This is a genomic window from Shewanella sp. SP2S2-6, from assembly GCF_031931965.1.
GTDB classification, from domain to species: domain Bacteria; phylum Pseudomonadota; class Gammaproteobacteria; order Enterobacterales; family Shewanellaceae; genus Shewanella; species Shewanella baltica.
This window is the reverse complement of record NZ_JAUOEQ010000005.1, coordinates 49,747-75,929: the sequence shown is the minus strand read 5'-3', so window position 1 is coordinate 75,929 and position 26,183 is coordinate 49,747. Positions and strand designations below refer to the sequence as shown.

The following is a 26,183-nucleotide window of genomic DNA, read 5'->3' as shown; positions in this document are numbered from 1 at the left end:
TACCGCCTAGAGTAAATCACTATTCACTAATTGGCGAATAAAAGGCATTAAATCGCTCGCTAACATGCCACGTTCTCCCTGTATTGCCGCAAGATCGGCAGCGCAACCATGTACAACAACACCCAGCACAGTCGCCTGCATGTTATCCATTCCTTGAGCCATGAGCGCGCCTATAATACCAGATAACACATCGCCACACCCACCACTGGCAAGCCCAGGATTACCGACAGGTGCAACAACCATTTGTTTGCCATCAAAAATGACCGTTCCCGCGCCTTTTAGCAGTACAACACCGCTGTACTTTTGCTGTATCGCCCTTACAGCCGCAAACCTATCCTGCTCAATTTCTGCCACAGAGCAGCCGAGTAAACGCGCAGCCTCACCCGGATGCGGTGTTAGCACCCAATTGGTTTGCCGGCGCGGTTCATTGCTCAATAGATTTAAGGCATCGGCATCCAAAACACAGGGTTTATCGCTTAAGCCCACGGCTTTAAACAAGTTATAGCCCCAGTCATGCTTACCTAAACCAGGGCCAAGTACGATAACCTGCGCCCAACCAAGGCGCAGATACACTTCCATATCGACTAAGTCACAACCCCAGAACATCAATTCCGGACGAGAGACATTTACCGTCAACTGATGCTCTGGTCGACTGATGACAGTGACTAATCCTGCACCGGCACGCAGACATGCCTCACTGGCCAGTCGCACGGCGCCAGCCATGCCCATATCACCGCCGATAACAGTGACCTTACCCGACTGGCCTTTATGGCTATCGCGCGCTCTGGCGGCAAAGTAATCTTTAAGCGTCTCTTTTCCGACTCTTTGTGCACTCGCTTCAGCGAAGAAAGGTGTTAATCCTAAAGCGGCAAATTCAAGTTCGCCGCTGTAATGCCGCGCCTTACCCGTTAACAAACCTTGCTTCCAGCCACCAAAACACAAGGTGACATCCGCCATCACAGCAACACCCGCCACAGCGCCGGTATCGGCAATCACTCCAGACGGTAAATCAAGGCTCAATACCCAAGCTGCATTGTCATTGATGGCGCAAATATACTCAGCCATATCGTCGCGCACCGCATCTCGCACACCTGTGCCGAGTAAACCATCGACGATGATTTTGGCCGCAAGAATGGGCGCAACGGCTTTCGGCAGTAACTCTCCACCGTCTTTAAGATAATGGGCCAATGCTTGCTGACACTCAGGCGTGCCTGCCGCTGACGTCATCATCACTGAAACGGCAATACCGCTGGCACGGGCTAAACGGGCGCACACTAAGGCATCGGCACCATTGTTACCGCTGCCAGCGAGGATAAATACAGAAGAGGCATTGGGGTTATGTTTTGTTAAACATTCAAAAGCCGCCGCGCCAGCACGCTCGACCAATTCATAGAGGCTAGAGGCTCCCTGCGACACAGCACTCAGTTCAGCTTGGCGAACTTGTGCTTGGGTAAATAAGGCCTTGGGGAATTGCGATAGATCTTGTGCCATGAAGGATCTCCTTAGACGCCAACGACTTCATTCCACAATGAGTTACCTCACCATAGGAGTCTTGGCAGCATTGAGCAAGGCCGATAATAAAATCAGCCAATAGATCAAGAAAGTAGCAAGAATCGGATTGGGAAATCATGACGTAAATCAGTTCAGGCGCAGATACCCGTCCAAATGGAGCAAAGTAGCGCAAAAGTCGTCGATACACAGATGACACAAAGACAAAAGCCAGCACTAGGCTGGCTTTGGGAATTGAGAAGCGATGACGGTTTAGATATCGTCCATCCGAATCGTGCTGTGGACCAAACGTTGTTGCTGAGTTTTCTCCACTCGGATCAAGTTGGCTAACGCATTACGCGCATCTTCGGCAGTGGTTGAGTTAACTGTTTTTTCTAACAAACCAATCAGACGATTTTCTAAGTCTAAGTGCAAGTTGAGCACATCGTCTTCATTCATGTTCGCGGGCAACATAGTATCTTGGCAACGCTTGGTAAAGTCTTCAAAGGTGAAGTCTTTGTACCAAGTATCAAGAATACGATGTGGTGCTTCTTCTATATAATCGCGCAGTTTCTCTGCCATGGTTTTTTGATGTGACTCAAAATAATCCAGCATCATTTTCACACGAGCCGAGTCAGCTTGATTGTTGAGTCGGCCATAGAGTTGCGCCATATCTAAGCGGCAATTTGCCACATACTCAAGTAGATCACGTAATTGTTGAATACGCATATAATGCACTCCACTGTCAGGCCAACTACTTGGCGCTATTAATTTTGTCTAGCTTCATTATGTGAGTAAAAGCGTTACGAATATTTGAACAAGGTCATAATTTAACTTTCGCGAAGCTATCTAATTTAGGAAAACTTGAAGAAACACGCTACAGATCACGCATCTAAATCCTATCACACTGTTTTGTATAAGAGAGAAAAGCCAAAAGAGATCTCAAAACACTTAGTCTAAAAGGTTGGAGTAAGTCTTTGGTTGTGCATGATGAATCAAAGATAGAGGGTTTGCAGTGGATAGTAGTTAATCAAGAAAGGAATAGATGAGCTATACCTTGAAAAAGAAAGGTATCGCCATATCAGAATCACAACTGAGCTAATGTCAATTGAGTCATGTGATAGTGGAATATTTAGGAAATTGGAGCGACATGATTTTGCTCAAGAGCGGTTCGAACCGATGACCTATACCTTGACTAATTTAACAATCACAAAGGTATCGCCATATCAAAAATCACAACTGAGCTAATGTCAATTGAGTAATGTGATAGTGGAATATTTAGAAAATTGGAGCGACATGATTTTGATCAAGAGCGGTTCGAACCGATGACCTATACCTTGACTAATTTAACAATCACAAAGGTATCGCCATATCAAAACCACAACTGAGCTAATGTCAATTGAGTAATGTGATAGTGGAATATTTAGGAAATTGGAGCGACATATCGGGTTCGAACCGATGACCTATACCTTGGCAAGGTATCGCTCTACCAACTGAGCTAATGTCGCATAATCTGTATTAATGATTTGGTAAATCACTAAGTTTTAATTTGGAGCGACATATCGGGTTCGAACCGATGACCTATACCTTGGCAAGGTATCGCTCTACCAACTGAGCTAATGTCGCATAATCTGTATTAATGATTTGGCAAATCACTAAATTTTAATTTGGAGCGACATATCGGGTTCGAACCGATGACCTATACCTTGGCAAGGTATCGCTCTACCAACTGAGCTAATGTCGCCTTTTGTATCGCTGCTACATTTGCCTTCAACATTAACAAAGGTATCGTCTATCAACCTTTATCAACTGACCTAATGTCGCCTTCAATCTAAATGACCGCACATCTCTGTTCGCATCAAAAAGTTGAGGCCGCATTATATGAAAAATTCATGCGGCTGCAACCCCTTCTTGCATATTTATCTACTGATCGGTCAAATTTTAAATACTTTGCTGCGATAATACTGCAATTCAGCGATCGACTCTTGGATATCCTGCAGTGCTTGGTGAGTGTTTTGCTTCTTAAAGCCCGCCATAGTTTCTGGGCTCCAACGCTTCACTAGCTCTTTAATCGTACTGACATCCACATTGCGATAGTGGAAATAATCTTCCAGCTCGCGCATATAACGATTTAAGAAGCGTCTATCTTGGCCAATACTGTTACCACACATTGGAGAAGCGCCCTTAGGAACATACTGTTCTAAGAAGGCAATCGTCTTAGCCACGGCTTGCGCTTCGGTTTCTTGGCTAGCACGAACGCGGTCAATCAACCCTGACTCACCATGGTGTTTTTGATTCCAATCATCCATAGCGGCCAGCACGTCATCCGATTGATGAATCGCGATAACTGGACCTTGACCGATAATATTGAGTTCTTGATCTGTCACTAAAGTGGCAATTTCAATGATCCTGTCGACGTCGGGCTCTAACCCTGTCATTTCCAAATCGATCCAAATGAGATTATTTACATCTGCCGTCATAAATCAGCCTTATCATGTCAGTTAGCCTAAATTCAGGCTTTTTTATTCAAGAGCGTGTATCATACTGCTTTTTTCCGACACAAAAAATCACCTAATTGACGAAGACGAATCAGTGAGTAAAAAGAAACCCCTAAGCCAAGGTCAATTACGCCGTATGCGTGCTAATCACGAGAAGCGACTCAATCGTGACAGTGGCGAAAAAAATACGCCAGAGTTACAGGATAGTTCACTGGGGCAAGAACAGCCCGGTACTGTGATTTCTCGTTTTGGCCAACATGCCGACATAGAAACCGAAAGCGGCCAAGTTGTGCGCTGTAATATTCGCCGTGCCGTCACCAGTTTAGTCACTGGCGATAAAGTGATCGTACGCTTAGCCATTGAGAGCCAAGCCAATAGCGGCATCGCAGGTATTGTTGAAGCCGTTCACCCACGTCGCTCATCACTTACACGCCCAGATTTATACGATGGCGTGAAAATCATCGCCTCGAATATCGACCAAATTTTGATTGTGTCCTCGGTATTACCCAGCTTTACCACCCAGATCATCGATCGTTATTTAGTGGCTGCCGAAGATACCGATATTCCGCCTATCATCATTTTGAATAAAATTGACCTGCTCAACCCCGATGAAGCGCAGGCAATCGATGAAGCGCTGCAGCGCTATAAAGATATTGGCTATCCAGTTTATAAAGTCAGCAGCAAGTTAGGTGATGGTATCGATACCATCAAAGACATACTCAAAGATAAAGTCAGCGTATTTGCCGGCCAATCTGGTGTGGGTAAGTCATCGATCATCAATGCCCTATTACCCGATGCCGAACTGGTGATTGGTGATGTTTCCGATAACTCAGGTTTAGGTCAACACACCACCACCACAGCCAAACTGTTGCACTTGCCTAGTGGCGGCGATTTAATCGACTCCCCAGGCGTGCGCGAATTCGCCCTATGGCATCTTCCCGCACAGCGTGTCGGCTGGTGCTTTGTTGAATTTCGTGAGTATCTTGGCGCGTGTAAATTCCGCGATTGTAAACACGGTGACGATCCCGGCTGTGCACTGCAAGAAGCTCTGAGCCAAGGTAAAATCAGCGCAGATCGCTTTAATAATTACCATAAAATTATCGCCAGCTTAGATGAACAACGTCATGCCCGCCATTTCCGTGCGGCCACTGACGAATAGCGACTTATTGATAAATAACAACAGTCTCAGCAAAGATTGAGCAGTAAGAAAAGGAATTAAAATTGGATAAAGTCAAAATTGCGCTGCAGTACATGCTGCCGAAACACTTATTATCTCGTTTAGTGGGTAAACTCGCCGCCGCCGAAGCGGGCGCGTTAACCACGGCCGCTATCAAGTGGTTTATCAAGCAATATAAAATTGATATGAGCGAAGCGGCGCAGAGTGAGCCTGAAGCCTATAAAAGCTTTAATGCCTTTTTTACCCGCGCCCTTAAACCCGGTATTCGTCCGTTAGATATGGACGCCGATATCATGGTGCATCCCGTCGATGGCGCAGTAAGCCAATTAGGCCCGATTAAAAACGGCCGCATCTTCCAAGCTAAGGGTCACCACTATTCATCCTTAACCCTGCTTGGCGATCAAGCTGAAGATGCTAAACGCTTCGAAGGTGGTGATTTTGCGACTATCTATCTGGCGCCTAAAGACTATCACCGTATCCATATGCCGATTAAAGGCACGTTATCAAAAATGACTTACGTACCTGGCGAACTGTTTTCGGTTAATCCGTTAACGGCCAAAAACGTACCCGGTCTCTTTGCCCGCAACGAACGTGTGGTGGCGATTTTCGAAACCGAATTAGGTCCATTGGCCATGGTATTGGTTGGCGCAACGATTGTTGCCAGTATCGAAACCGTCTGGGCAGGTACAGTCACGCCGCCGACAGGTAAGCAAGTCTTCACTTGGGAATATCCAACCCAAGGTCCAGATGCCATTACCTTAGACAAAGGTGAGGAAATGGGTCGCTTCAAGTTAGGCAGTACTGTAGTGATGTTGTTTGCTAAAGATGCTATCGCGACCTTTGCTGAAGGTGTCGAAGCCGAAGCTGTTACGCGTATGGGACAAGCCTTCGCTAACCTGAAAGATGTTAAGCAAGCGGATTAACCCTTCTTGAGTTCTGCTAAACCTTCGGGATTAATTGAATTACATTTGGCTGTGCTGCTATTTGGCGGCACAGCTTTGTTTTCTAAATTAATCCCACTCAGCGCGCTGGACATCACCTTCCTACGCTGTATCGTCGCAGCCACTGTGTTAGGTTTGCTGGTCAAACTCAGCCGTAAACGGCTAACGCTGGCCAGCAAACAAGATTATCTGGTCGCCATCGGGCTTGGGGTTATCGTAAGCCTGCATTGGGTCACGTATTTTGCCGCCATGCAGCTCTCGTCGGTCGCCATTGGCATGATTGCGTTTTTCACCTATCCGGTGATGACAGTGATTGCCGAGCCGTTGCTGACAGGCAGTAAAATAAAATTACTCGATATGATCAGCGGCGTGTTAGTGCTGATAGGGGTGATATTACTCATCCCTGAGGCCAATTTAGGTAACGACACTACGCTGGGCATTGCCATCGGCATAGTGTCCGCCATCTTGTTCACCGCCCGTAACTTATTGCACAAACGCTACTTTTCCCAGTACAGCGGCCCACATGCCATGTTCTACCAAACCTTGGTCGCCGTCGTGTTCCTAATGCCGTGGCACCAAACGGAATTGAACAGCATCTCACTCGAAGTGTGGGGATTGATTATTTTACTCGGCGTCGTCTTTACCGCCGCGCCCCATGCGCTATTCACTTCCGCACTGAGGCAACTCAGCGCCAAAACGGTTGGGCTAGTCTCTTGCTTACAGCCCTTCTATGGCGCCATGTTAGCGCTGATTATTTTGGGTGAAGAGCTCAATCTCAACACCATAATCGGCGGCACTATCATAGTCGCGACCGCCATCTTCGAAACCCATCAATCGCACCAGTCACAGCGGCGAAAAAAGAACGCCTGAAACATACCAATCTCAACGCAATTTGGCTAATATGGAGCGTCTTTCGCCCCTAAATGTCTTTAGCCCATATGCCACGTATTTTATTGTTCGTTATTGCTTTTTTCTCATTTTCCGTCCTAGCCAATTCGCCTTTGCAGTTGGACAAACGTCTTGGCATGAACAAGCAAGATCAGCAACAAAATCTCAGCATTGATGAACAAATTAACGACCTAAAAATTAACATAGAGAAACTCGCCGCCAGTGCGACCAGTTTCCAACAAGCGCAGATCGATTTTGAACAACACAAGAAGCGCACCAACCAAGCACTGAAAGAAGCCTACAAACCTCTCTCACTGGAAAAAGGCACAGACCTCAGCCAGCAAGCTTCGATGGCCTATATTCGTTTGTCTGAGCTTAAAGAAAGCGAATCGACCCTTGGCCGACAAGTAAACGATTTATTACAGCGCCACAACGACTTACCCACAGTGATCGCCAGCGCAAGGCAGAGTGTCGCCCAAAACAAAAAGGCTGAACTCGCCCCACTTGATACCCCAACGGGTGAGTTACAACAAACTCAACGACTCTTCTTTGAACAAAGCCTTGCGACCAATGAGGCTGAACTCGCCAGCAGCCAAAAACGCATTGAACTGACGCAATTACAATTACAGCTAGTACGACAACAACTCGTGCAGCAAGAAGCCTTGATTGAAACCATCAACAAGGCGATCAATAAACAACGTCAGCAACAAACCGATGCCACTTTAGCCAAAAACTTAGTCAACACGGGCAAAGTCGTCGATCCTATTACCCGCAACATTGCCGACACTAACCAGATTTATGGCCAGAAACTGCAAACCTTAACCTTGCAGATCAACAATGTGGTCGAGCAACAAGAGCAGTCGGAAACCCAATATCAATCCCAAGCCAAACAGTTGGCAAATATTCAAGAACAGATCACTTGGGTCAAAATGAACTCCGCCTTTGGTGAGCGCTTTTTGCAGATGTTGCAATCGCTGCCTAAGCCGCCAAACCACGAAAAGCTGCAAACCCTGATCGCCGATGCGCGCTTAGACAGATACCATTTAGAGCAGCAACAAGCCCTCAATGATCAAGAGTTAGAACAGCCCGGCTTATACAATGAGCAGCAGATTAAGCTACTGCACTCGCAGCAAAGTTTGATCTCTCAACTGATGCAAAGCTATGACCAATACTTGAGTGAATTAGGCAAGTTGAAGGTCAACTATCAACAACTGAGTCAGCAACATCTCACCCTTAAAAACACCCTAAACGAGCATTTATTCTGGGTGCCTAATGCTGCCAGTATCAGTAAGTTATGGTTAACCGACCTTGAACGCAGCGCGGTTTGGCTAGTGCAGCAAGCGCAGTGGGATGAGCTGGGTAAAGCGTGGGAAGAGCAAAACGATTATTGGTCTTGGTGGATCATATTGCTAGTACTGTGTTTAGTCGTACAGGACTTAATCACGCCTAAATTCAATCGCTTGCTTAATCATTACACCACTTATGTGGGCAATGTGACCCAAGATAAATTTATTTATACCCTCAAGGCACTCGCATGTAGTGTCAGTTATGCCTTAATAAAACCTTTCCCTGTGATCATGGCGGGATTGATTTTTTATCAATCCGATCGCAACTTTGTGCAAGCTGTGGGCATGGGCATACTGGCGATTGGTTTAGTCTACCTCTTGTATCGCTTCATCTTCATTCTGACGCTCGACAAAGGCGTACTCGTGGGCCATTTCAAACGCCCCTCGAAACTCATCCAAGCCGGACAATCAAGGCTTAGACACTTTGTGCTGGTCGCCAGTCCATTATTGGGCTTGATGGGCTTTACCGAAGTGCTCGACACCTCACTGGTGCGCAACAGCATAGGCCGTGGTGCCTTTATTGTTTTCTGTATCGTTTTATTCTTGTTATACAAAGACATCTTAATTCTTAGCCGTAAAAACTCGGATGCCAAGAAAGACGGTAAAAACAAAAAACTCATTCAGAAGATCCTCTGGACATTGTTGATATCTGTGCCTCTTTTAAGTGCAGGCTTAGCCTTTAGGGGTTACTACTTCACCGCTTTCCAAATGCTGTTACAACTGCAATTGTCGATCGTACTTGGTCTGGGTTTCTTGCTGTTATACCAACTGATCAAACGCTGGATGTTGATTGAACGTCGTCGTATCGCCTTCGATCGCGCTAAGGCAAAACGTGCCGAACGCTTAGCACAAAGGGAAAAAGGTGAAACCCATCATCTCTCCGCCGATGGACTCGATACCTACGAAGAACCCGTGGTCGATCTGGAAACCATTTCGAGCCAATCCCTCGGCCTAGTGCGTTCGCTGTTGTTATTGGCCTTTTTAGCCAGCTTGATTGGTCTGTGGACTCAAACCCATACGGCGCTGTTTTCCTTCCTCGACGGCATTACGCTGTGGACGACCAATACCAGCGTTAATGGCCTAGAACAACAATTGCCCATTACCATGAAGTCCTTGATGTTTGGCCTGATAGTAGTCGGTTTCTCGCTGATGATTGCTACCAATCTCCCCGGCTTACTTGAGTTGATGATCCTACAAAGACTCGATCTCTCCCCCGGCACAGGGTTTGCGATCACAACCGTCAGTCGTTATCTAGTGGTTTTCCTCGGACTATTAATCGGCTTCTCTAATCTCGGGATGGAATGGTCTAAGTTGCAATGGCTGATTGCCGCACTGTCGCTCGGTTTAGGTTTTGGTTTACAAGAGATTTTCGCCAACTTTATTTCGGGTCTGATCATTTTGTTTGAAAAGCCAGTGCGGATTGGCGACACAGTGACGATTCGCGATTTAACGGGAACCGTGAGTAAAATTCAAATTCGGGCGACAACGATTATCGATTGGGATAGAAAAGAAATCATCATCCCGAACAAGGCCTTTATCACAGAGCAGCTGATCAACTGGTCTTTGTCAGATCCTATTACGCGGGTCATTGTTTATGTGTCGGTGGCGCGGGATTCTGATCCCGCCAAAGTCGAAGCGACCCTGTACCAAGCGGTGCAAGAATGTGAAGATGCACTTGCCAGCCCAGAACCTGAAGTCTGGTTTGCAGGCTTTGGTAAACACACCCAAGATTATGAAGTGCGCGCCTATGCGAAAGATATGTCGGCACGTTGGCCACTGCGCCATGATTTACATAAACGAGTGACTAAAAAACTCAAAGAAAACAATCTCGAACTCGCCTATCCGCAGATGGAAATCCATATTAAGAATGGTCAAAGTCGAGAGCAACAAGGCATTATTAGAAGCTAATAGGATCGCAGAACATGCTTATTTTTGCTCACCGCGGCGCCAGCGGTTATCAGGCCGAAAATACCTTAGCCGCCATGGCTAAGGCGTTAGAATTAGGGGCTCAGGCCGTCGAGCTCGATGTGCATAATGTCGAAGGTGAGTTAGTCGTGTTCCACGACCGAAGGCTTGATAATAAAAGCTCGGGCTCTGGCGTGATCCATTTAGTAAGTAAGGATTATCTGGCGAGCATCAATGTGAAAGGCGAGCCCATACCGACGTTATGGCAAGTACTTGAGCTGATTGCGGGGCGCTGCATAGTCAATATTGAATTAAAAGGTATTAATACCGTCACGCCGTTAATCGATTTATATCCAAAGGCCTTAAGTCAGCTTGGGTTTACCCAGGAGCAGTTACTGATATCTTCTTTTAATCACCCGTATCTGCGCGAACTTAAACAAGCTTTGCCCAAGGCTTTAGTCGCGCCGCTGCTGGCCAGTATTCCACTTGATAATGCTGCTGTGGTCGGAGAGCTAAATGCTTACTCGCTGCACTTAGATCTCAGCTTTATCAGCCAAGCCTTAGTGGATGACGCCCACAACAGAGGCGCTAAGGTTTATGTTTATACGGTCGATCATAGCGACGATATTCATGCACTTAAGCAGATGGGCGTCGATGGCGTGTTCAGCAATTATCCCGACCGTGCCATGCAAGCCTTAGATCAAGTGGCCACGGCCGATTACTGTGGTTACTTTGAATAACGACAGCCTTGATATCGATATTAAGCTTGGCTATTTCGCTGAGCCCAATAGCCGATAAAAATAAACATGGCCACAATTAACAGAAACATCCAATGGGATGGCATAGCCACTATGTGTCTTGCCACCCAAGGCGTGGCTTTCACGATCAATAGGCCATAGCCAAAGGCATTCACAATAATAAAAACAAATGTTCGCAGCACAAAAGAATGCCCCAACAAATGACGCCTTAGGATACGATTGACATCCGCTGAAAAAACCAAAATAAGACACACCACCATAGCGGTAGCAATATCAAAAGCCCAAGGGCGAAGCATGTTCCCCAATTGGGCAATAAGGGCGATTAACTGATCCATAATGACTCAACCTAAAAAGATGCGACGCAATCCCTCGAAGTGACCGCGACAGCACATTGAAAAATAACAATAACTAAGCATAAAGGGAGACGCCATGGGGCACAAGTTACTCTTGCTAACGAAGGCAAATCAGCAGTACCGCGACTTGATTGAGGCGCAGAAACTCCCTGATTTAGAGATACTCGATGATAATCCAGCGGGCATAATTGAAGCGGATATTTGGTTAGCCGAACCTAAACTCGCCGCGCCCTTATTACCCCATGCTAAAAATCTGCAATGGTTACAATCAAGCTTTGCAGGCATAGATGCTCTGATTAGCCCAAGGGGCAGAAAAGACTATCAACTTACCAATATTAAAGGCATTTTCGGCCCGCTGATGAGTGAGTTTTTGTTCGGTTATTTACTCGCGCATATCCGTGGTCATGGTTTTTATCGCCAGCAGCAACAGCATAAACAGTGGCAAGTTCAACCACCCATACGTCACACAAGTTTACAGGGAATGCGATTACTCATACTCGGTACTGGCTCAATTGCCCAGCATCTCGCGAAGACGGCAAAGCACTTTGGCATGCATGTCACAGGTATTAATAGTAGCGGTAATACCGTTGAAGGTTTTGATGCCATTGAAGCGATGGCCAATTTAGCCCAGACGTTAACGCAAGCCGATGTGGTGGTGAATTTACTGCCCAGCACTCCGGCAACCCAAAGCCTGCTTAACGCTGATACCTTAGGCAAGCTAAAAGATGATGCTGTGCTGTTTAACGTCGGCCGCGGTGATGCACTCGATCTCGATGCGCTTAATGTCCAGCTTATCGCTAAACCTACTCAACAAGCGATTCTCGATGTTTTTGCTCAAGAACCTTTGCCCAATAGCCATCCCATTTGGGAGCGGGAAAATGCCATTATCACACCACATATTTCAGCGCCAAGCCATCCCGCACAAATCGTCGAGATTTTTAGCCAAAACTATCGCCGCTACATTAGCGGTGAGCCACTGCAGAATCGAATCGACTTTAGTAAGGGCTACTGAGTTAGCGCTCAGGAATTAATTCAGAGAGCAGAAATTAAGTTAGAAAAATGAAATTGAGTCAGGGAGCAGAAAAAGCAAAGGCAATAGTCAGACTATTGCCTTTTTATCTTAAGTTTTAGGTGATTACACCCTAAAGCTGCGCTTTAAGAATTGATCGACCAATACCGAGTGAGAATCCATCTCGCGAGTCACTTCATCGTTCAAGCCGACCATTTCACTGCCGAGTTGATGGCTAGAATGGGTAAATTGCGACACATTCACCACGCTGCGATTCATCTCATTTGCCACACTCGATTGCTCTTCAACCGCGCTGGCAATATGGTGCGTCATATCGGTAATGGTCGAAATGGCCTCACGGATTGTGCGTAAGGCTGCGCCCGCAAGATCCGCTGTTGAAATACAGTCGGCAGCGGCAACCACTCCTTGCTGCATGCTGACCACAGCTTTGTTGGTCTCCTGCTGCAACAGGTTAATCATGCTTTGGATTTCCTTAGTAGCATCGTGGGTACGTTGCGCCAAGGCCCTAACCTCGTCAGCAACAACGGCAAAGCCACGCCCTTGCTCACCCGCGCGAGCCGCTTCAATCGCGGCATTTAATGCCAGTAGATTCGTCTGACCCGCAATACTCTGAATCACATCGAGTACTGTGCCAATATCTTTACTGTGGGCTTCTAACTCAGTAATCACCTTTGATGTTTGTTGCAGCTGCTCCGCCATAGCTTGAATCGAGCTAATGGTGCTCGACACCGTTTTATCGCCATTGATGGTTTCAGCGGATGCCATTTGCGAGGCACTGGCTGCATCAGCACAATTGGAGGACATATCGCCTAATGTGGCGGTCATTTCCTGCATCGCCGTAGCGACTTGTTCTATTTCAGACAGTTGAGCCTGACTGGTACTCTGGATTTGTTTGCCCTTGGCGGCAGAAATTTTGGCCTGTTCTGACACGTTATTACAGGAATCCGATGCACGCCCCAGAATCGACTTAAGCTCTGAATTTTGCATTTGCAGCGCTAAATCAATCGCGCCAAGATCATCAGAGTTTCCACTGTAAATATGTGCCATCAAAGGGTTATCGTAGATATGCTTTGCCTTAGCCACGATAGCATAATAACGACTCAGCACCAGATTACCGCCCACCAGCAATACCAGAATGCTAATCGCTAGAGCTATAAAGCCCATTAAGCCAATTTGCAAAGCAAGGTAAAGCATCGGCAGCATGGCAAGTAATGCTAATAACAGCAATTTGGTGGGCATGCTCACTGTACGTTTTAACGCGCTGACGCTGCCATTTTTGTTCAATTCTGCATAAGCCGTTTCTGCACGCTTAACCTGCTCGCGGGTGGGTTTAGTGCGTACAGATTGAAACTCGACGACTTTGCCATTAACTGAAATGGGTGAGACATAGGCATCAACCCAATAGTGATCGCCATTGGCGCAGCGATTTTTCACTATTCCTTTCCAAGGCTCGCCTTTTTTGATGCAGCGCCACAGATCCTCAAACGCTTGCGGAGGCATATCAGGATGACGCACCATGTTATGGGGCTTACCCAACATAGCATCGAGTTCATAACCGGCAACGGTACAAAAGGATGGGTTGGCGTAGGTGATATGACTTTGAGTGTCCGTGGTCGACAATAAAATCCAATCCGCTGGATAATCATATTCTCGCTGTGTAACTGGTAGATTTGTTCTCATGAAACCTTATGGATCTTTGATTAGTTCTTTGATTATTCATCCCTGAGCTATCCATCCGTGAGGCATCATCACCCTGACTCTGTATTCCTGAACTTACTTCTAAAATTGCCAAGCAATTTAATGCTAAAACACATCTAGCATAGACGATAAAAACGTGCGCCATGTAACAAAAACGTTAATGTATGAAAATCACTCAAAAATCATGATTGCATTTGATAAGCGTTTTCATTTAGAATTGGCGCAATTCCTTTGGAGACTAATATATGTACGTTTGTCTTTGCCATGCGATCACCGATACGCAAATTAAAAATGCCGTAAGCCAGGGCGATAGCTCGCTTGCTGACGTGAAAAAGCGCTTAGGTGTTGCCGATCAATGTGGCAAGTGTGCAAGAATGGCGGTACAGATCATCCAGAATCAATTAGAGCGTGAGCCTAATTATTACGAAGTCGCGTAAATTGAATCGCGAATAGGGTGGTAAAGGGAACTCGCTAACGAACACACTTCCGACAAGCTAAAACCACGCTGACTCAAGCAAACTCAATCCAAAAAAGTCCCGCGACAACAAAGCTTTCTATTCGTCACTTCGTCTTAAATAATCTTGCCAGTTTAGAATTTAGATATGATGTTTTAATGACAAGTCCCCACTGAACTCTAATACTACTGAGCATTCAATGGGGTTACAGATCCACTTTCGAGTCAATCCTACTTACGTTTCAACAAATAGGCGGCTTCATTAAGCCAAGGCACGGCTTTTTTAATAAAGCGGGGATTGTCGGCCAACACATCTTGGGAGGCTAAGACTTCAATGTCAAAGTCATCACTCAGATGCTGTTCAACCCAGGTTGGGGATACGGCGAAAGGTGGGCCAATTAACGCTTCTTGCGGATAATCTAAGGTCACTAATAAACCGACACAGCCACTAGGTAATAAGCTCGCTAACTGCTTGGCATATTGGGCACGCATGCTCTCTGGCCATGCGATCAACGCGGCGCGATCATAAAATGCTGTCACTTCTTGAGTGATAGCCTTAGGTAAAGTGAAAATATCACCTTGATACAAACCGATCTGCTCAGTGTGATAATGCTGATGTTCACCCACGGTCGTTTGCGTCATCTCGAGTTGGTTATCGCTGAAAAATTGCTGCACCGCCAATTCATTCAACTCACAACCTATGACCTGATGCCCTTGTTCGGCCAAGAAACACATGTCTAGCGACTTGCCGCATAAGGGCACAAAAACCTGTGTATCTGCGGGTAATCCAAGCTTCTGCCAATACTTAACGAGGAAAGGATTGATGTCTTGCTGATGAAAACCTATTTGCTGCTGGTGCCACTTTTCATGCCAAAAACCGGGTTCCATGGGTTTATCTCTATTCGCTAAAGTTGTCCTTACTCTAATGACATTTTAAAGCAGATGCAAAGCAGCCTGCCATTCGACAAGTTCAGTAATGTAAAGACTCACTTACTGATCTAACGTGGCTTGCACTTTACGCAGCCAAACACAGTTATCACACTGACATTGACGGCGTGATAAATGGTGCGGGCTTAACGATGAGTCGATAAAGTCCACGGCGATCAACAACTGCTGTTTTAACTCGGCAATCGATTTTTCGTTCACGGCCACCAGCTCGTCATTCTGGTTCATCCAGATACATTCCATGCCCTGATGACACGTTAAACATTGCTCGTCGCTATCATTAAAAAATACCGCATGCGGGCAATGGGTCACTTCCATTGACTGTAAAATACGCTTGCGTGGATATTCCAATAACTCGATCAACAAGGCTTTATATTGGGTGGGCATACGCCCTCCTTAGCTGTACTTTATCTGTAGGTTAATTAACAAAAACTGATCCCATCTCATGTCCCAAAGATTACCTATAGTCGCGAGGATTTAACTTGATATAAGTCAAAGTCAGTGACGAAATGATCGGTTAGGTAAGCCGCGCCTGACGCTGAAAGCCCATGCCGCTCAAGATCCTAAAATAAAGCCAGCCGCCATTTGATTATCGCCCCCGCTTACTGGTTAAATGAACAAAACAAGGAGCACAATTTGCAAACACCTCAGCTGCAGCATTTTTATATTTCTGAAGAGCAATCCATTTACTTGCTCAAAGCCAATGATGCCCGTAAACACAAGGCGTGGATACGCCTTTGTAAACAGCAGCTGAGCAAGTTAGGTTATACCGGTATTGAATTGGTCGGCAAAGGCGCCTACGGTTTCGTGTTTGCGGGTATCAATCAAGCGGGCGATGCCCATGTGTTTAAGTTCTCGCGGATTAATCTGCCGCAACATATTCAAGATAGGCTCGAAGAAGAAGCCTTTATGCTGTCCTTACTCAAGCATCCCAATGTGCCGGGCGCGATCAAATTTGAGCGAGTCGGCAAGCAAGGCATACTCGTGATGGAGCGGGCAAAAGGCGAAGATCTCGACCAACTTTGCCGCCGCATGGGCGCCCTGCCCACAGCTATGGTCATGAGCATCGCCCGCCAACTCGCCGATATCTTGTATTACCTGCGCACGGGCAAGCCCTTAGTGCACGGCGATATCAAACCTTCTAATCTGGTTTACGACATTGAGCAGCAACACTTATCGTTGATCGATTGGGGATCGGCGGTATTTGCCCAGCGGGATGAATATAACAAGCCGGTCGAAGACAATGTGATGGCGTTAATGTCGAGCGATCAACAACATACCAACGCCCGCATGGGCGATGTGTACTTTATCGGCGAAGAGCAACTCAATGGGGCACTCTCCAGCCCGCGCTTCGATGAGCAAGGCGTTGCCGCGACTCTGTATGCCCTCGCCTCAGGGCAAGCAAGCCGCTTCGGTGCACAAGTTATCTCGCCCACCAGCATTGGCTTACCAATGGAATTAGCCCGCACCTTAGAGGGCATGCTCAGCACAGATCCTAAACAGCGCAATATTGCCGGTGATTACTTTTTAAAAAGTATGCGCCACAGCCACAGACTGCATTTACCTGAACTGCCCAAGGCTGAGTTACAGGGTGAAATTCCTGTGTGGGTGCAATCCCGCGATAAAGATGTTGAAACCGTCAGCTACAGTTCGCGTAAGTCCTTTTTGAAGGAACATAACGCCCAAGATCCTATCGCTAAGATGGATGATATTCAGCTCGAAAAATATTACCGCAACTTCCTCGCGGGCATGGGTGACACCGAAAAAGGTTTTATCGCCGCCGTGGGTCGATTAGCGCAATATCCGATCGTGGGTGGTCTCGCGATCCACTGGCAAGAAACCGGCGTGTTTATCGACTCCAATCTTGCGATTTACGATGCAAAACAAAAAAGTGCCTTAATTATTGCGGTCAACAATATGGTGGATCTGGCGCGGGGAATTAAACGTATTGGAGTATTTAAGGCCTGTTTCTTTAACGCCAAAGACACACTGCATATCGAGCGCACAGATATCAGCGAGCCGTTTGTCGCCAGCGCCGATCTGCAATTGCCCTTTGAAGTTGGTGATGTGCCCACCTTAGAAGATAAGTCGCGATTACACTCTTACTTTGAAGACGGTAAAGATCCCGACGAAAACCTCGAATTGCCCGTGGAGATCATGGAAGAATTAGCCCGCATCAACCAAATTCACCACACAGGCTGCATCATTTTTGAGGCGCTGCCGAATCACCTAAAGATCCACAGTTACTTGAAGCTGCTCAACCCCCGTAAGCAGGCGGCATTTCGCGCCAGTCTCGATCGCATCTTGCATCATGTCGGCAAAATCCAAGGCCACGGCGTGTCGGGCTTTATGAAACTGCCCTACAAAAACACTCGCCGCTTTACCCATCTAGAGCGTAAAGCCGATCACTTTTATCCGAAAAATCCAAAAGAAATAGGCGCCTAATGGCGCCTATATTCATCAGATTAAATCGGTGATCCCGGCGGTAAGCTTAACGGCTTAGGGATCAGCTTAACCTTAGCATCGGTTAAGCCCGCAGCCAGACCCTGTTGCAACCAAGTATAATGGGCCGCAAGACTTGCATTCGCTCGATTCGACTTCGCTTTCAATTGCTTAATCACAAACTGAGCGCGATCGTTGATCGCAGCCCTCACCTCTGGTGAGGTTTGAGGATTGTGCAGCGTTGCCAGCACTTCATCAATCACCACAGCGTTCACTCGCATCCACACGCCTTCGACCAGCCCAAGCTTGTCCTCTTGATACAAGGTCGCCGCGAATAACTTATCCAGTAATGTCGTCACCGATAACTGCTCGCTATCGGCCATGGATGCTTTGCTGACACGGTTCAAACGTTTAGGCATCAATAGCAAGCTCACGGTATGACGGCTAAATACTTCAGCCATGCCGAGAGGATCGTTAATTGCGCCTAAACCTGAGTCGAAGGATTCCCGCGTGGAATGATAATTCCCCGCCTTTGGCACTAAACTGTCGAGCAAGGATTGCGGCACAGTTAAACTCGCCGCATCTAAAGTTTTAAGCAGTGCGTCTAAACCCGTTAACTGCAATTGCGGCGCAATATAGCTCCAGCGGCTGCCTTCACCTATGGATTGATAGTTATAGTCAGTGCCGCCAATAAACTTAGCAACCGCATCGATTTGATAACGCGTCAGCAAATAAATTGGCGCAAAGGCATCGGCTAGCTCGCCCAGTGGCTCATTGGGTAACAAGGCTGCACTGGAGAATCCCGCAATCGCCCTAGTGCGAATTTTGTCGAGCTTACCCAACTGGTCGATCGGATCGTCACCACTATCCCACAAACTGGCATAGGCCTGACTCGCATCCTTTTGCCGAGAATCGGCCTCACCGATATAACGTAAGCCACGTTTGGCGACATCGGCCAGTAAGTCGACTTGCAGTGCTTGTTGGGTACGGGCATCACCTTGATCGCTATAACCATAGGCGATAGCAAAATCATCCCAAGGGCCAACACCTGTAGTGTAAGGTGCTGAAATATCAATATCATTGCCCTTTAGCAGGATTTTCGGATGGGGATAATCCATCACAGAGGCATCCTGATTGGTCGAAGCGGCAAAGTTATGATCAAGCCCTAAGGTATGGCCAACTTCATGGGCGGCCAGTTGGCGAATACGCGCCAGCGACAAGGCTGTCGCCGCTTTCTCGGCCGCCACTCTATCCTGCCAGCCTGCGGTTAAGGCTTTGGCAATCAAGTAATCCTGCCGCACACGCAAGCTGCCGAGCGTGACTTGACCCTTAATGATTTCACCTGTGCGTGGATCGGTCAGTGCGGCGCCATAGGACCAACCCCGCGTCGCCCTGTGCACCCATTGGATCATGTTGTAGCGAATATCCTGCGGATCGGCATCTACCGGCAATAACTCAACTTTAAAGCCGTTGATAAATCCGGCGCGAGTAAAAGCCGTCTCCCACCAGCGCGCGCCATCGAGCAACGCCGAACGTATCGGCTCTGGCACACCGGGATCAAGATAATAAGTAATAGGTTTAACGACTTCGCTTGGCGCTGGGCCAGGATGAACTTTCTGTAAACGGTGGCGCAGGATAAAACGCTGAGCTAACGGTTGGTCAAAGGGCGTCGCATAGTCTTGATACTCATCTGACAAATAACCGCTCATCGGATGATAAGCCCGCGGCTGATAATCGGTATCGGGCAGCTCAACAAAGGAATAACGCATCCGCACCGACATTAAGGTGCCATCGGGGGTTACCTGCGCGACCTGCGCGCCAGCAACATCGCCTTTAAAAGTGAGTTGCACATCGACATCGGCGTTTTTCTCAAAGGATTTAATCCCTTTGGGTAAGATGACAGAACGGCTCAGATCTAGCCGATAATTGCCTTGTTCAGTCTGTTGCAAAACGGAAGCCACACCGTGTAAATCATTGAGGACCAGATCGTTGACTGCCACCAGATCTGGCTTGCCCTCAATCACTTTGCCTTGCCATAGTACTGAATCGGCAAAGGCTTCTGCAACCGCTCTTTGCTCAGCGGCGTCAGTGGTATTCGCACGATATTGGGTATTGAGTTGCTTGAGTAAAACATAGGGACCTTGGCGCTCAAACTGCACCATGCGGGTCTGACCCAGTTGGCCACGATCGAGACCAATGTCGTTCGAACCTACACCCTGCGGCAAACTAGTGACCAAGAGAAAAGGCTGATTTAAGCGATTGACCTCAAGGTACAACTCTCCCTGAGATTCCTCGTAATAGAGATTAAGAAACCCTTTCGCCTCTTGGCTTTGCTTAATAATCTTGGCACTAGGCGCGGCTGCTGCGACGGTAACTGTGGGAAATCCTAACAGCGCTATGGATAAGGCTAAGGCTAAACTTTGGGGTTTCATCTTTCCTCCTGATACGGCTGGCTGCGTTATTTACCTTAATAAGTTATCGATGACTCTTGATCTCAAGCGATTGCTTAAAAGTAAATAACGCGAGGCCATCACTGGCCCCGAGCAAATAAATTAACGATTCAGATGCTGGTTCTTATGTTTGATCCAGTGATTTAATGTTTCAAATAATTCGTTGAGCACTATAGGTTTAGTGATGTGGGCATTCATCCCCGCCGCTAAACTTTTTTCCCTGTCGCCCGACATGGCATGGGCTGTCATGGCAATAATAGGCAGTTCATCGGCATTAAAACGCTCACGCAGTGCCTTTGCAGCGGTTAACCCGTCCATCACTGGCATTTGAATATCCATCAACACGGCATCAAACGGCCGCGAGTCTATGGTATCCAGCGCTACTTGACCATTGTCGGCCAGCACCACTTCATAGCCTGCACTTTTAAGGAGTTCAGTGGCCACTTGCTGGTTGATAAAATTATCTTCCACCAGCAGCACTAAACCTGTGTGTTCTCCGTCCTCAACTTGGACTTCAACCATAGGCTGAACCACATTCAATCTCGGCTCATCGGCAAAGGCGGCAATAATCTCATCGAACAGGCTCGATGCCTTGAACGGTTTTTGCAGTACGGCAAACACATTGGCACTATCGACTTCATGCTGCAAGGGCTCTGCCGCATAGGCCGTCATCATGATAATCACAGGCCGTTTCGCTAAGCGGCCCTCGGCAACCATAGTGTCTATGGCGCTGACCACATCGCTGCCGTCCATTTCTGGCATCATCCAGTCGAGCAATAACAGATCGATTGGCGCCCGCGACAGTTTATAAAGCGCTTCGGCGCCACTGGCGGCGGTATCAACTTCGAAGTGGAAATCTCGCATCAAGGTCGAGTAAATTTGCAGTGCCGTTGGGTTATCGTCAACGACTAAGGTACGTAGACTATTGAGCTTTTCCGGCACGACGAAAGGCTCAATCTTAGCGGCTTCGGCAATCTCAAAGCTGATAGTAAAGCTAAAGGTACTGCCGACCCCAAGCTCACTCTGCACTTGCATCTTACCGCCCATCATAGACACCAGATGCTTACTGATCGATAAACCTAAACCTGTGCCACCGTATTTACGGGTGGTCGAACCGTCGGCTTGGGCGAAGGCATCGAACAGTTTTTCTTGCTGATCTTTGCTGATCCCAATACCGGTATCCCGCACCCAAAACTTCAAGGTAATCCGATGATCGCGCTCACCGACATCTTCACAGCCCAGCTCAATCTCGCCAGATTGGGTAAATTTCACCGCATTCGACAGCAGGTTAATCAATACTTGACCTAAACGCAGCGGATCGCCTTTAAGAATGAGTCCCGCCGTCACTGGGGCATACAAGAGTAACTCAACGCCCTGCTCCTGTGCTTTGAGCGCATTGAGATCGAGGGCATGATCGAGCACTTTATCCAGCGGGAATGGCACCCGCTCAAGCTCTAACTTACCCGCCTCAATTTTAGAGAAGTCGAGAATATCGTTGATGATCCTCAGCAGCGATTGCGCCGAGAAACCGGCTTTTTCGAGGTAATCTTTCTGCTGCGCCGTTAACGAGGTGCGCTGCGCCAACTGCAACATACCGATAATGGCGTTCATCGGCGTGCGGATCTCATGGCTCATGTTGGCCAAGAATTCACTCTTGTAGAGGTTAGCTAATTCGGCGTCTTGCTTGGCTTCCAAAAGCGCCACTTCGTTACTCTTATGGCGGGTAATATCCTTATGGGTACCGAGCATACGCTTAGGCTGGCCTTCGGCGGTGAACTCCACCACACGGCCACGGGATAACACCCAGTGATAGCCGCCATTTTTACCTAACATACGGAATTCAATTTCGTAAGCGCCGACAGGGTCCGCGAGATACTGAGCTCGGTATTCCTCGACGCGGATACGATCGTCGGGATGGGATAATTCATCAATCGTCGACACAAGAGCTGGGAACTCATTGGTTTTATAACCCAACATAGAATAATAGGCAGGGTTACAAATGATCTGTTCAGAGTCTAAATACCAGTCCCACAGGCCATCCTCCACCGCATCCATGGCTAAGTGATAACGCTCTTCGGACAGGCGCAATTGTTCAGCAGACTCGTATTCCCGTGTCACATCACGCCACACGGCAATCAGACCCTGCAATTCGCCGCGGCGATTATAGAAAGGCAGTTTAAGGGTATCGAGCAACACAGGTTTACCCGCAAGCTCGACCTTTTCTTGGTAGCGCAGCGGCGTGCGATCTTTTAGGACTTGTTCGTCTTCGGCGCGGATACGAATGCCCATTTCTGGCGAGGTCAGATCCTCAGATGATAAACCTATCATCTCGCTCTCGGTGTAACCCAGCATGCGTTCAGCCGCTTTGTTACAACCTAAATAGTTGCCTTCTTTATCTTTAAAGACAATGGCTTCGGGGATCGAATCAAGCAGGGATCGTAGCAGCGCATATTCGCGTTCACGCCGCTCTGTGGTGTCTTTTAAGCGTTCAGTACGCCGCGCAACTAGCTTATCGAGCCGCTTATTCTGCTCCGCTAAATGGTGGGTATATTGTTTGTTTTCCTCAAAAATCCGACTCACCAGCAAGAACCAAGGTTCCCAGCCGCGGGTGATTTTCTCCGGTGGCTTACGCGGTTCTTGCGAGCAACCCTCAAGATGCGACAGTAGTCGCGAGGCAGGGCTCACAAAAGATCGACGCGTCTGCCAATGCACTATGGTCACCAACACAGACAGGGCGATAACCACTAAAATAAAGGTCAGCTGCAGTTTTTCCCACGAGTCTTGGAATAGGTCGTCCTCATCCTGCAAATACAGTAAACGCCAAGGTGCGTTATGCAGAGCAACCGAGTGAATGTAATAGCCGTTGCGTATGATGCCGTCGTGGGCATCGAACAATTCCGACTCAGGCAAAGAATGCAGCTCAGAGGGAATACGTTGGCTGATGTGATAGACCCGATTGATGTCTGAGCTATCAAAATCGCTGTGGGATAAAATATTGTTCTGTTGGTCGAGCAAAATCACTGTGCCCGGCATCTTAAAGTAGACCCGAATTTGCCGTGCTAACGAGGCAAGCGTCATGTCTAAGTTAATTGAGCCAATGAACTCATCGTCCAAATAAACGGGCACACCTAAAGTGGTCAATAAGCCTTTGCCCGTGGAGTCGACATAGGCTTCGCTCCAAAACACACTGCGCTGCGGGTTCATTGCCGGGGTGGCGTATTGAAACTGTTTCTTGTTGAGTAATTCGTCCCTAAAACGTTGATCGTCATTCGACCAAGGGAAGTAGGACATAATCCTACGTTTCGACAGGTAATAAATCGCCGAGGCTTTCGGGGCGGCTTCTTTGGCGACGGGGAATGACAGTGACAGCTCAAACAACATCTCAAGCTCTTGATAGAACTTGTCGCTGCGGCCATCGAGGGAACCCGCACCAGTAATCCTACCCATGTTGGTAAAAGGCTCACCGCTCTGGGCGTAGCTAGGTTCTAAGGTAAAATACTGGCCGCTTTCGTTGAATTTACCGTATTGGGGTAAGCGTTCTTTACGCACGAGTTCGCCTAAGCGCAAATGATCCACGGCAACGTCACGTAAGCTTTTTACCGCTCTAATGCTCGACTCAAGTAGCAGATCGATTTGCAATACATGGCGCTGAACCTGCTCTTCACGCTGCTCCATCTGCTGTGCTTTTTGGCGGTCGAAAAACATCCATGCGGTCAACAAAGACATGACGATAACGCCGATGTACGTATAAAAAACGGCACGGTTGTAGTTCTTCTGGATCGGCGATTTTAGTTGCAGATCCGGCTCACTCGATTTCATCCACTACCCTTGATTGCAGCGCTTGATTTCAGCCAACGGCGGCAAAAGCTATGAGCTTCATATAGTAGCAGGAAGAAACTACCAATCACATAAAATAATTGCTGGATAAAGGCTACTCATACCACTGATAAGTCGATTAAAAATCTACTACTCCATAAAATTAAGGCCTCCATATCAGAGGCCTTAGTCATTACCCTAAATTAAACCGACCTGCTTTACAGATGCTCTTCAGCGTATTCCGCTAAGCGTGAACGCACCACGCCATTCAGATACACGTTGGCACTGCCTTCAAAGTCTTTAAAACGTTCGACAATATAGGTTAAACCTGAGGTAACAGCAGTTAAGTAGTTAGAGTCGATTTGCGCTAAGTTACCGCAACAAATCAGTTTTGTGCCTTCGCCCATACGGGTGATCATGGTTTTGATCTGCGAAGCAGTGAGGTTTTGGCATTCATCCAGTAGCACTATGGAGTTTTGGATCGAACGCCCGCGCATAAAGTTAATCGATTTAAACTGAATGTTAGCCTTCTCCATGATGTAGTTCATGCTGCCGGTGGGATTCACATCATTCTTATGTAGTACTTCGAGCGTATCGGTAATGGCGGCCAGCCAAGGCATCATCTTCTCCTCTTCCGTGCCGGGCAAGAAGCCGATAGATTCGGCGATTTCAGGGGTGTTACGGGTGACAATCACTTTGTCGTAGCGATTACGCTCGACCACCAGTTCCAACGCCGCCGCCATGGCGAGCAAGGTTTTACCGCAACCGGCTGGGCCAGTTAAGATCACCAGATCGATATCGGGATCGAGCAATGCTTGCAGCGCCATGCCTTGATAGACGTTTTTAGGTTTAACACCCCATGCCTCGAGGTTTTTCACCCGCTCACGGCCAAGATCTAAAATGTGTAGATGGGTGTCAGTGCGATCGGTAACGCGACCGCAAAAATCAGACTCAGTGTCGATAAGGTATTGGTTGATGTAAAACTTATCATTTTCAAGATCTTTGAGCGGCACTTCATGCACTGTGTGTCTACCGTGGCGCTCGGTGGAGACCTTGTTCAAGTGCTCCCAAAAATTACCTTCGAACTGGTAAAAACCTTTGCTGAGAAAGCGAATGTCATCGATCAACTGGTCAGTTCGATAATCTTCAACCAATTGAATGCCTGCGCCTTTGGCCTTGAGACGCATATTGATATCTTTGGTGACTAAGACAACGGTACGGGGATGATGCAGGTTTTGCAGATGTAGGGCGGTGTTGATAATGCGATTGTCGTTTCCATCTCCCGGCAGTGCGCCTAAGGTAAAATCAACAAGGTGGTCGGGGAAGATTGAGAGCGAACCGACCGCATCGGCATGACCCTCTCGGCTGGGCAAAGGGACACCATTGATAATCTGTTCTGGGGTTGTTTCACCGCCTAGGGTATCTTCCAATGCCCTGATGGCAACTCTAGCATCCCGACTCACATCACTCTTTCGATCTTTAATCTGGTCCAACTCTTCTAGCACTGTCATCGGAATGACCACATCGTGCTCTTTAAACGAATAGATCGCCAAAGGTTCATGTAGTAACACATTGGTATCCAGTACAAACAACTTTCTGTCGTCTTGTTCCATGGCGCCTCCAGAGTGCTTCATTAAAGTTTAAACAAACTTTTGAGTCTCAATAAAAGTTACCCAACTCCTATTACTGGCAAAGCATATGGCAAAGAATGATCATAAGGTTCAAGTTGATAGCACTTTACTCGCACTTAAACCTTAAGTTGATATTGGCACCAAACTCACGAGATAACAATACAGCAACCATTGTTTACCATACAGACTCGAGGCAGTGTATAACCACGGATGTGACATTAGCGTGACAGTTTCATGTACTGGCTCGACAATTTTGTCGCTTGTACAATTTGTAATCTAGCACTCAGGGAATTAGGCTCTAACGGGTGAGAGGGCGATTTAAATATCACGAGTATTGGTATAACATACGCGCCCTTTGTTAGA

At 47.4% G+C, this 26,183-nt stretch carries 18 protein-coding genes and 3 tRNA genes; 8 read left to right on the top strand and 13 right to left on the bottom strand.

Annotation, left to right across the window (positions count from 1 at the left end; translation table 11 throughout):
- Nucleotides 1-6: 6 nt before the first annotated feature.
- From Q4Q57_RS05855 to orn, 6 genes are all read right to left on the bottom strand, one after another.
- Complete coding sequence (locus Q4Q57_RS05855) at nt 7-1,491, bottom strand: NAD(P)H-hydrate dehydratase (protein WP_311890129.1); 1,485 nt, start codon at nt 1,489-1,491, stop codon at nt 7-9.
- 270 nt (nt 1,492-1,761) lie between these two features.
- Nucleotides 1,762-2,217, bottom strand: a complete 456-nt coding sequence (locus tag Q4Q57_RS05850; protein ID WP_006080046.1) for a hypothetical protein — start codon at nt 2,215-2,217, stop codon at nt 1,762-1,764.
- A gap of 703 nt (nt 2,218-2,920) precedes the next feature.
- Nucleotides 2,921-2,996: transfer RNA gene (locus Q4Q57_RS05845), tRNA-Gly, on the bottom strand.
- A 42-nt stretch (nt 2,997-3,038) separates the two neighbouring features.
- A tRNA-Gly gene (locus tag Q4Q57_RS05840) sits at nt 3,039-3,114 on the bottom strand.
- A 42-nt stretch (nt 3,115-3,156) separates the two neighbouring features.
- A tRNA-Gly gene (locus Q4Q57_RS05835) sits at nt 3,157-3,232 on the bottom strand.
- A gap of 190 nt (nt 3,233-3,422) precedes the next feature.
- Nucleotides 3,423-3,968 (bottom strand): oligoribonuclease, encoded by a 546-nt coding sequence (gene orn / locus Q4Q57_RS05830; protein ID WP_006080044.1) that lies wholly within the window; start codon nt 3,966-3,968, stop codon nt 3,423-3,425.
- A gap of 112 nt (nt 3,969-4,080) precedes the next feature.
- On the opposite strand from orn, the gene rsgA reads away from it, so the two are divergent.
- The 5 genes from rsgA (at nt 4,081) to Q4Q57_RS05805 (ending at nt 10,983) form a co-directional block, all read left to right on the top strand.
- Nucleotides 4,081-5,145, top strand: a complete 1,065-nt coding sequence (gene rsgA, locus Q4Q57_RS05825) for a small ribosomal subunit biogenesis GTPase RsgA (RefSeq protein WP_311890128.1) — start codon at nt 4,081-4,083, stop codon at nt 5,143-5,145.
- A gap of 62 nt (nt 5,146-5,207) precedes the next feature.
- Nucleotides 5,208-6,086 carry an archaetidylserine decarboxylase gene (asd, locus tag Q4Q57_RS05820; protein WP_006080041.1) on the top strand — a complete coding sequence of 293 codons (879 nt, stop codon included), beginning with the start codon at nt 5,208-5,210 and terminating at the stop codon, nt 6,084-6,086.
- A gap of 6 nt (nt 6,087-6,092) precedes the next feature.
- Entirely contained in the window at nt 6,093-6,974 is an 882-nt protein-coding gene (locus Q4Q57_RS05815) for a DMT family transporter (RefSeq protein WP_311890127.1), read from the top strand.
- Nucleotides 6,975-7,042: 68 nt separating this feature from the next.
- Entirely contained in the window at nt 7,043-10,246 is a 3,204-nt protein-coding gene (locus Q4Q57_RS05810) for a mechanosensitive ion channel domain-containing protein (RefSeq protein ID WP_037392785.1), read from the top strand.
- Between the two features lie 14 nt (nt 10,247-10,260).
- Nucleotides 10,261-10,983 (top strand): glycerophosphodiester phosphodiesterase, encoded by a 723-nt coding sequence (locus Q4Q57_RS05805; RefSeq protein WP_006084215.1) that lies wholly within the window; start codon nt 10,261-10,263, stop codon nt 10,981-10,983.
- A 20-nt stretch (nt 10,984-11,003) separates the two neighbouring features.
- Here the strand turns inward: Q4Q57_RS05805 and Q4Q57_RS05800 are convergent, their stop codons facing one another.
- Nucleotides 11,004-11,336, bottom strand: a complete 333-nt coding sequence (locus tag Q4Q57_RS05800) for a DUF3392 domain-containing protein (protein WP_311890126.1) — start codon at nt 11,334-11,336, stop codon at nt 11,004-11,006.
- A 94-nt stretch (nt 11,337-11,430) separates the two neighbouring features.
- Between Q4Q57_RS05800 and Q4Q57_RS05795 the strand changes: the two genes are divergently transcribed.
- Nucleotides 11,431-12,366 (top strand): D-2-hydroxyacid dehydrogenase, encoded by a 936-nt coding sequence (locus Q4Q57_RS05795; protein ID WP_311890125.1) that lies wholly within the window; start codon nt 11,431-11,433, stop codon nt 12,364-12,366.
- Nucleotides 12,367-12,489: 123 nt separating this feature from the next.
- Here Q4Q57_RS05795 and Q4Q57_RS05790 read toward each other — a convergent pair whose 3' ends face one another.
- Entirely contained in the window at nt 12,490-14,064 is a 1,575-nt protein-coding gene (locus tag Q4Q57_RS05790) for a methyl-accepting chemotaxis protein (protein WP_311890124.1), read from the bottom strand.
- A gap of 263 nt (nt 14,065-14,327) precedes the next feature.
- Here Q4Q57_RS05790 and Q4Q57_RS05785 point away from each other — a divergent pair, with 263 nt between their 5' ends.
- Complete coding sequence (locus Q4Q57_RS05785) at nt 14,328-14,519, top strand: bacterioferritin-associated ferredoxin (RefSeq protein WP_006080031.1); 192 nt, start codon at nt 14,328-14,330, stop codon at nt 14,517-14,519.
- Between the two features lie 248 nt (nt 14,520-14,767).
- On the opposite strand, the gene Q4Q57_RS05780 is transcribed toward Q4Q57_RS05785, so the two are convergent.
- A complete protein-coding gene (locus tag Q4Q57_RS05780; RefSeq protein ID WP_311890123.1) occupies nt 14,768-15,424 on the bottom strand; it encodes a thiopurine S-methyltransferase in 657 nt (218 codons plus the stop codon).
- A 102-nt stretch (nt 15,425-15,526) separates the two neighbouring features.
- Nucleotides 15,527-15,868, bottom strand: a complete 342-nt coding sequence (locus Q4Q57_RS05775) for a hypothetical protein (RefSeq protein WP_106651699.1) — start codon at nt 15,866-15,868, stop codon at nt 15,527-15,529.
- 249 nt (nt 15,869-16,117) lie between these two features.
- On the opposite strand from Q4Q57_RS05775, the gene Q4Q57_RS05770 reads away from it, so the two are divergent.
- The gene (locus tag Q4Q57_RS05770; protein ID WP_311890122.1) at nt 16,118-17,926 is read left to right on the top strand and encodes a protein kinase domain-containing protein; all 1,809 of its coding nucleotides are present in this window, start codon (nt 16,118-16,120) and stop codon (nt 17,924-17,926) included.
- A 20-nt stretch (nt 17,927-17,946) separates the two neighbouring features.
- On the opposite strand, the gene Q4Q57_RS05765 is transcribed toward Q4Q57_RS05770, so the two are convergent.
- The 3 genes from Q4Q57_RS05765 to Q4Q57_RS05755 form a co-directional block, all read right to left on the bottom strand.
- Entirely contained in the window at nt 17,947-20,355 is a 2,409-nt protein-coding gene (locus Q4Q57_RS05765) for a zinc-dependent metalloprotease (RefSeq protein ID WP_311890121.1), read from the bottom strand.
- 120 nt (nt 20,356-20,475) lie between these two features.
- Entirely contained in the window at nt 20,476-24,192 is a 3,717-nt protein-coding gene (locus Q4Q57_RS05760) for a response regulator (RefSeq protein ID WP_311890120.1), read from the bottom strand.
- 215 nt (nt 24,193-24,407) lie between these two features.
- Nucleotides 24,408-25,802 (bottom strand): PhoH family protein, encoded by a 1,395-nt coding sequence (locus Q4Q57_RS05755; RefSeq protein ID WP_311890119.1) that lies wholly within the window; start codon nt 25,800-25,802, stop codon nt 24,408-24,410.
- Nucleotides 25,803-26,183 lie beyond the last annotated feature (381 nt).

Excerpts from the sequence above, each read along its gene's own strand:
- Q4Q57_RS05855 (WP_311890129.1), bottom strand. The coding sequence starts at position 1,491 with ATGGCACAAGATCTATCGCAATTCCCCAAGGCCTTATTTACCCAAGCA.
- Q4Q57_RS05850 (WP_006080046.1), bottom strand. The coding sequence starts at position 2,217 with ATGCGTATTCAACAATTACGTGATCTACTTGAGTATGTGGCAAATTGC.
- orn (WP_006080044.1), bottom strand. The coding sequence starts at position 3,968 with ATGACGGCAGATGTAAATAATCTCATTTGGATCGATTTGGAAATGACA.
- Q4Q57_RS05810 (WP_037392785.1), top strand. The coding sequence starts at position 7,043 with ATGCCACGTATTTTATTGTTCGTTATTGCTTTTTTCTCATTTTCCGTC.
- Q4Q57_RS05805 (WP_006084215.1), top strand. The coding sequence starts at position 10,261 with ATGCTTATTTTTGCTCACCGCGGCGCCAGCGGTTATCAGGCCGAAAAT.
- Q4Q57_RS05800 (WP_311890126.1), bottom strand. The coding sequence starts at position 11,336 with ATGGATCAGTTAATCGCCCTTATTGCCCAATTGGGGAACATGCTTCGC.
- Q4Q57_RS05795 (WP_311890125.1), top strand. The coding sequence starts at position 11,431 with ATGGGGCACAAGTTACTCTTGCTAACGAAGGCAAATCAGCAGTACCGC.
- Q4Q57_RS05790 (WP_311890124.1), bottom strand. The coding sequence starts at position 14,064 with ATGAGAACAAATCTACCAGTTACACAGCGAGAATATGATTATCCAGCG.
- Q4Q57_RS05785 (WP_006080031.1), top strand. The coding sequence starts at position 14,328 with ATGTACGTTTGTCTTTGCCATGCGATCACCGATACGCAAATTAAAAAT.
- Q4Q57_RS05780 (WP_311890123.1), bottom strand. The coding sequence starts at position 15,424 with ATGGAACCCGGTTTTTGGCATGAAAAGTGGCACCAGCAGCAAATAGGT.
- Q4Q57_RS05775 (WP_106651699.1), bottom strand. The coding sequence starts at position 15,868 with ATGCCCACCCAATATAAAGCCTTGTTGATCGAGTTATTGGAATATCCA.
- Q4Q57_RS05765 (WP_311890121.1), bottom strand. The coding sequence starts at position 20,355 with ATGAAACCCCAAAGTTTAGCCTTAGCCTTATCCATAGCGCTGTTAGGA.
- Q4Q57_RS05760 (WP_311890120.1), bottom strand. The coding sequence starts at position 24,192 with ATGAAATCGAGTGAGCCGGATCTGCAACTAAAATCGCCGATCCAGAAG.
- Q4Q57_RS05755 (WP_311890119.1), bottom strand. The coding sequence starts at position 25,802 with ATGGAACAAGACGACAGAAAGTTGTTTGTACTGGATACCAATGTGTTA.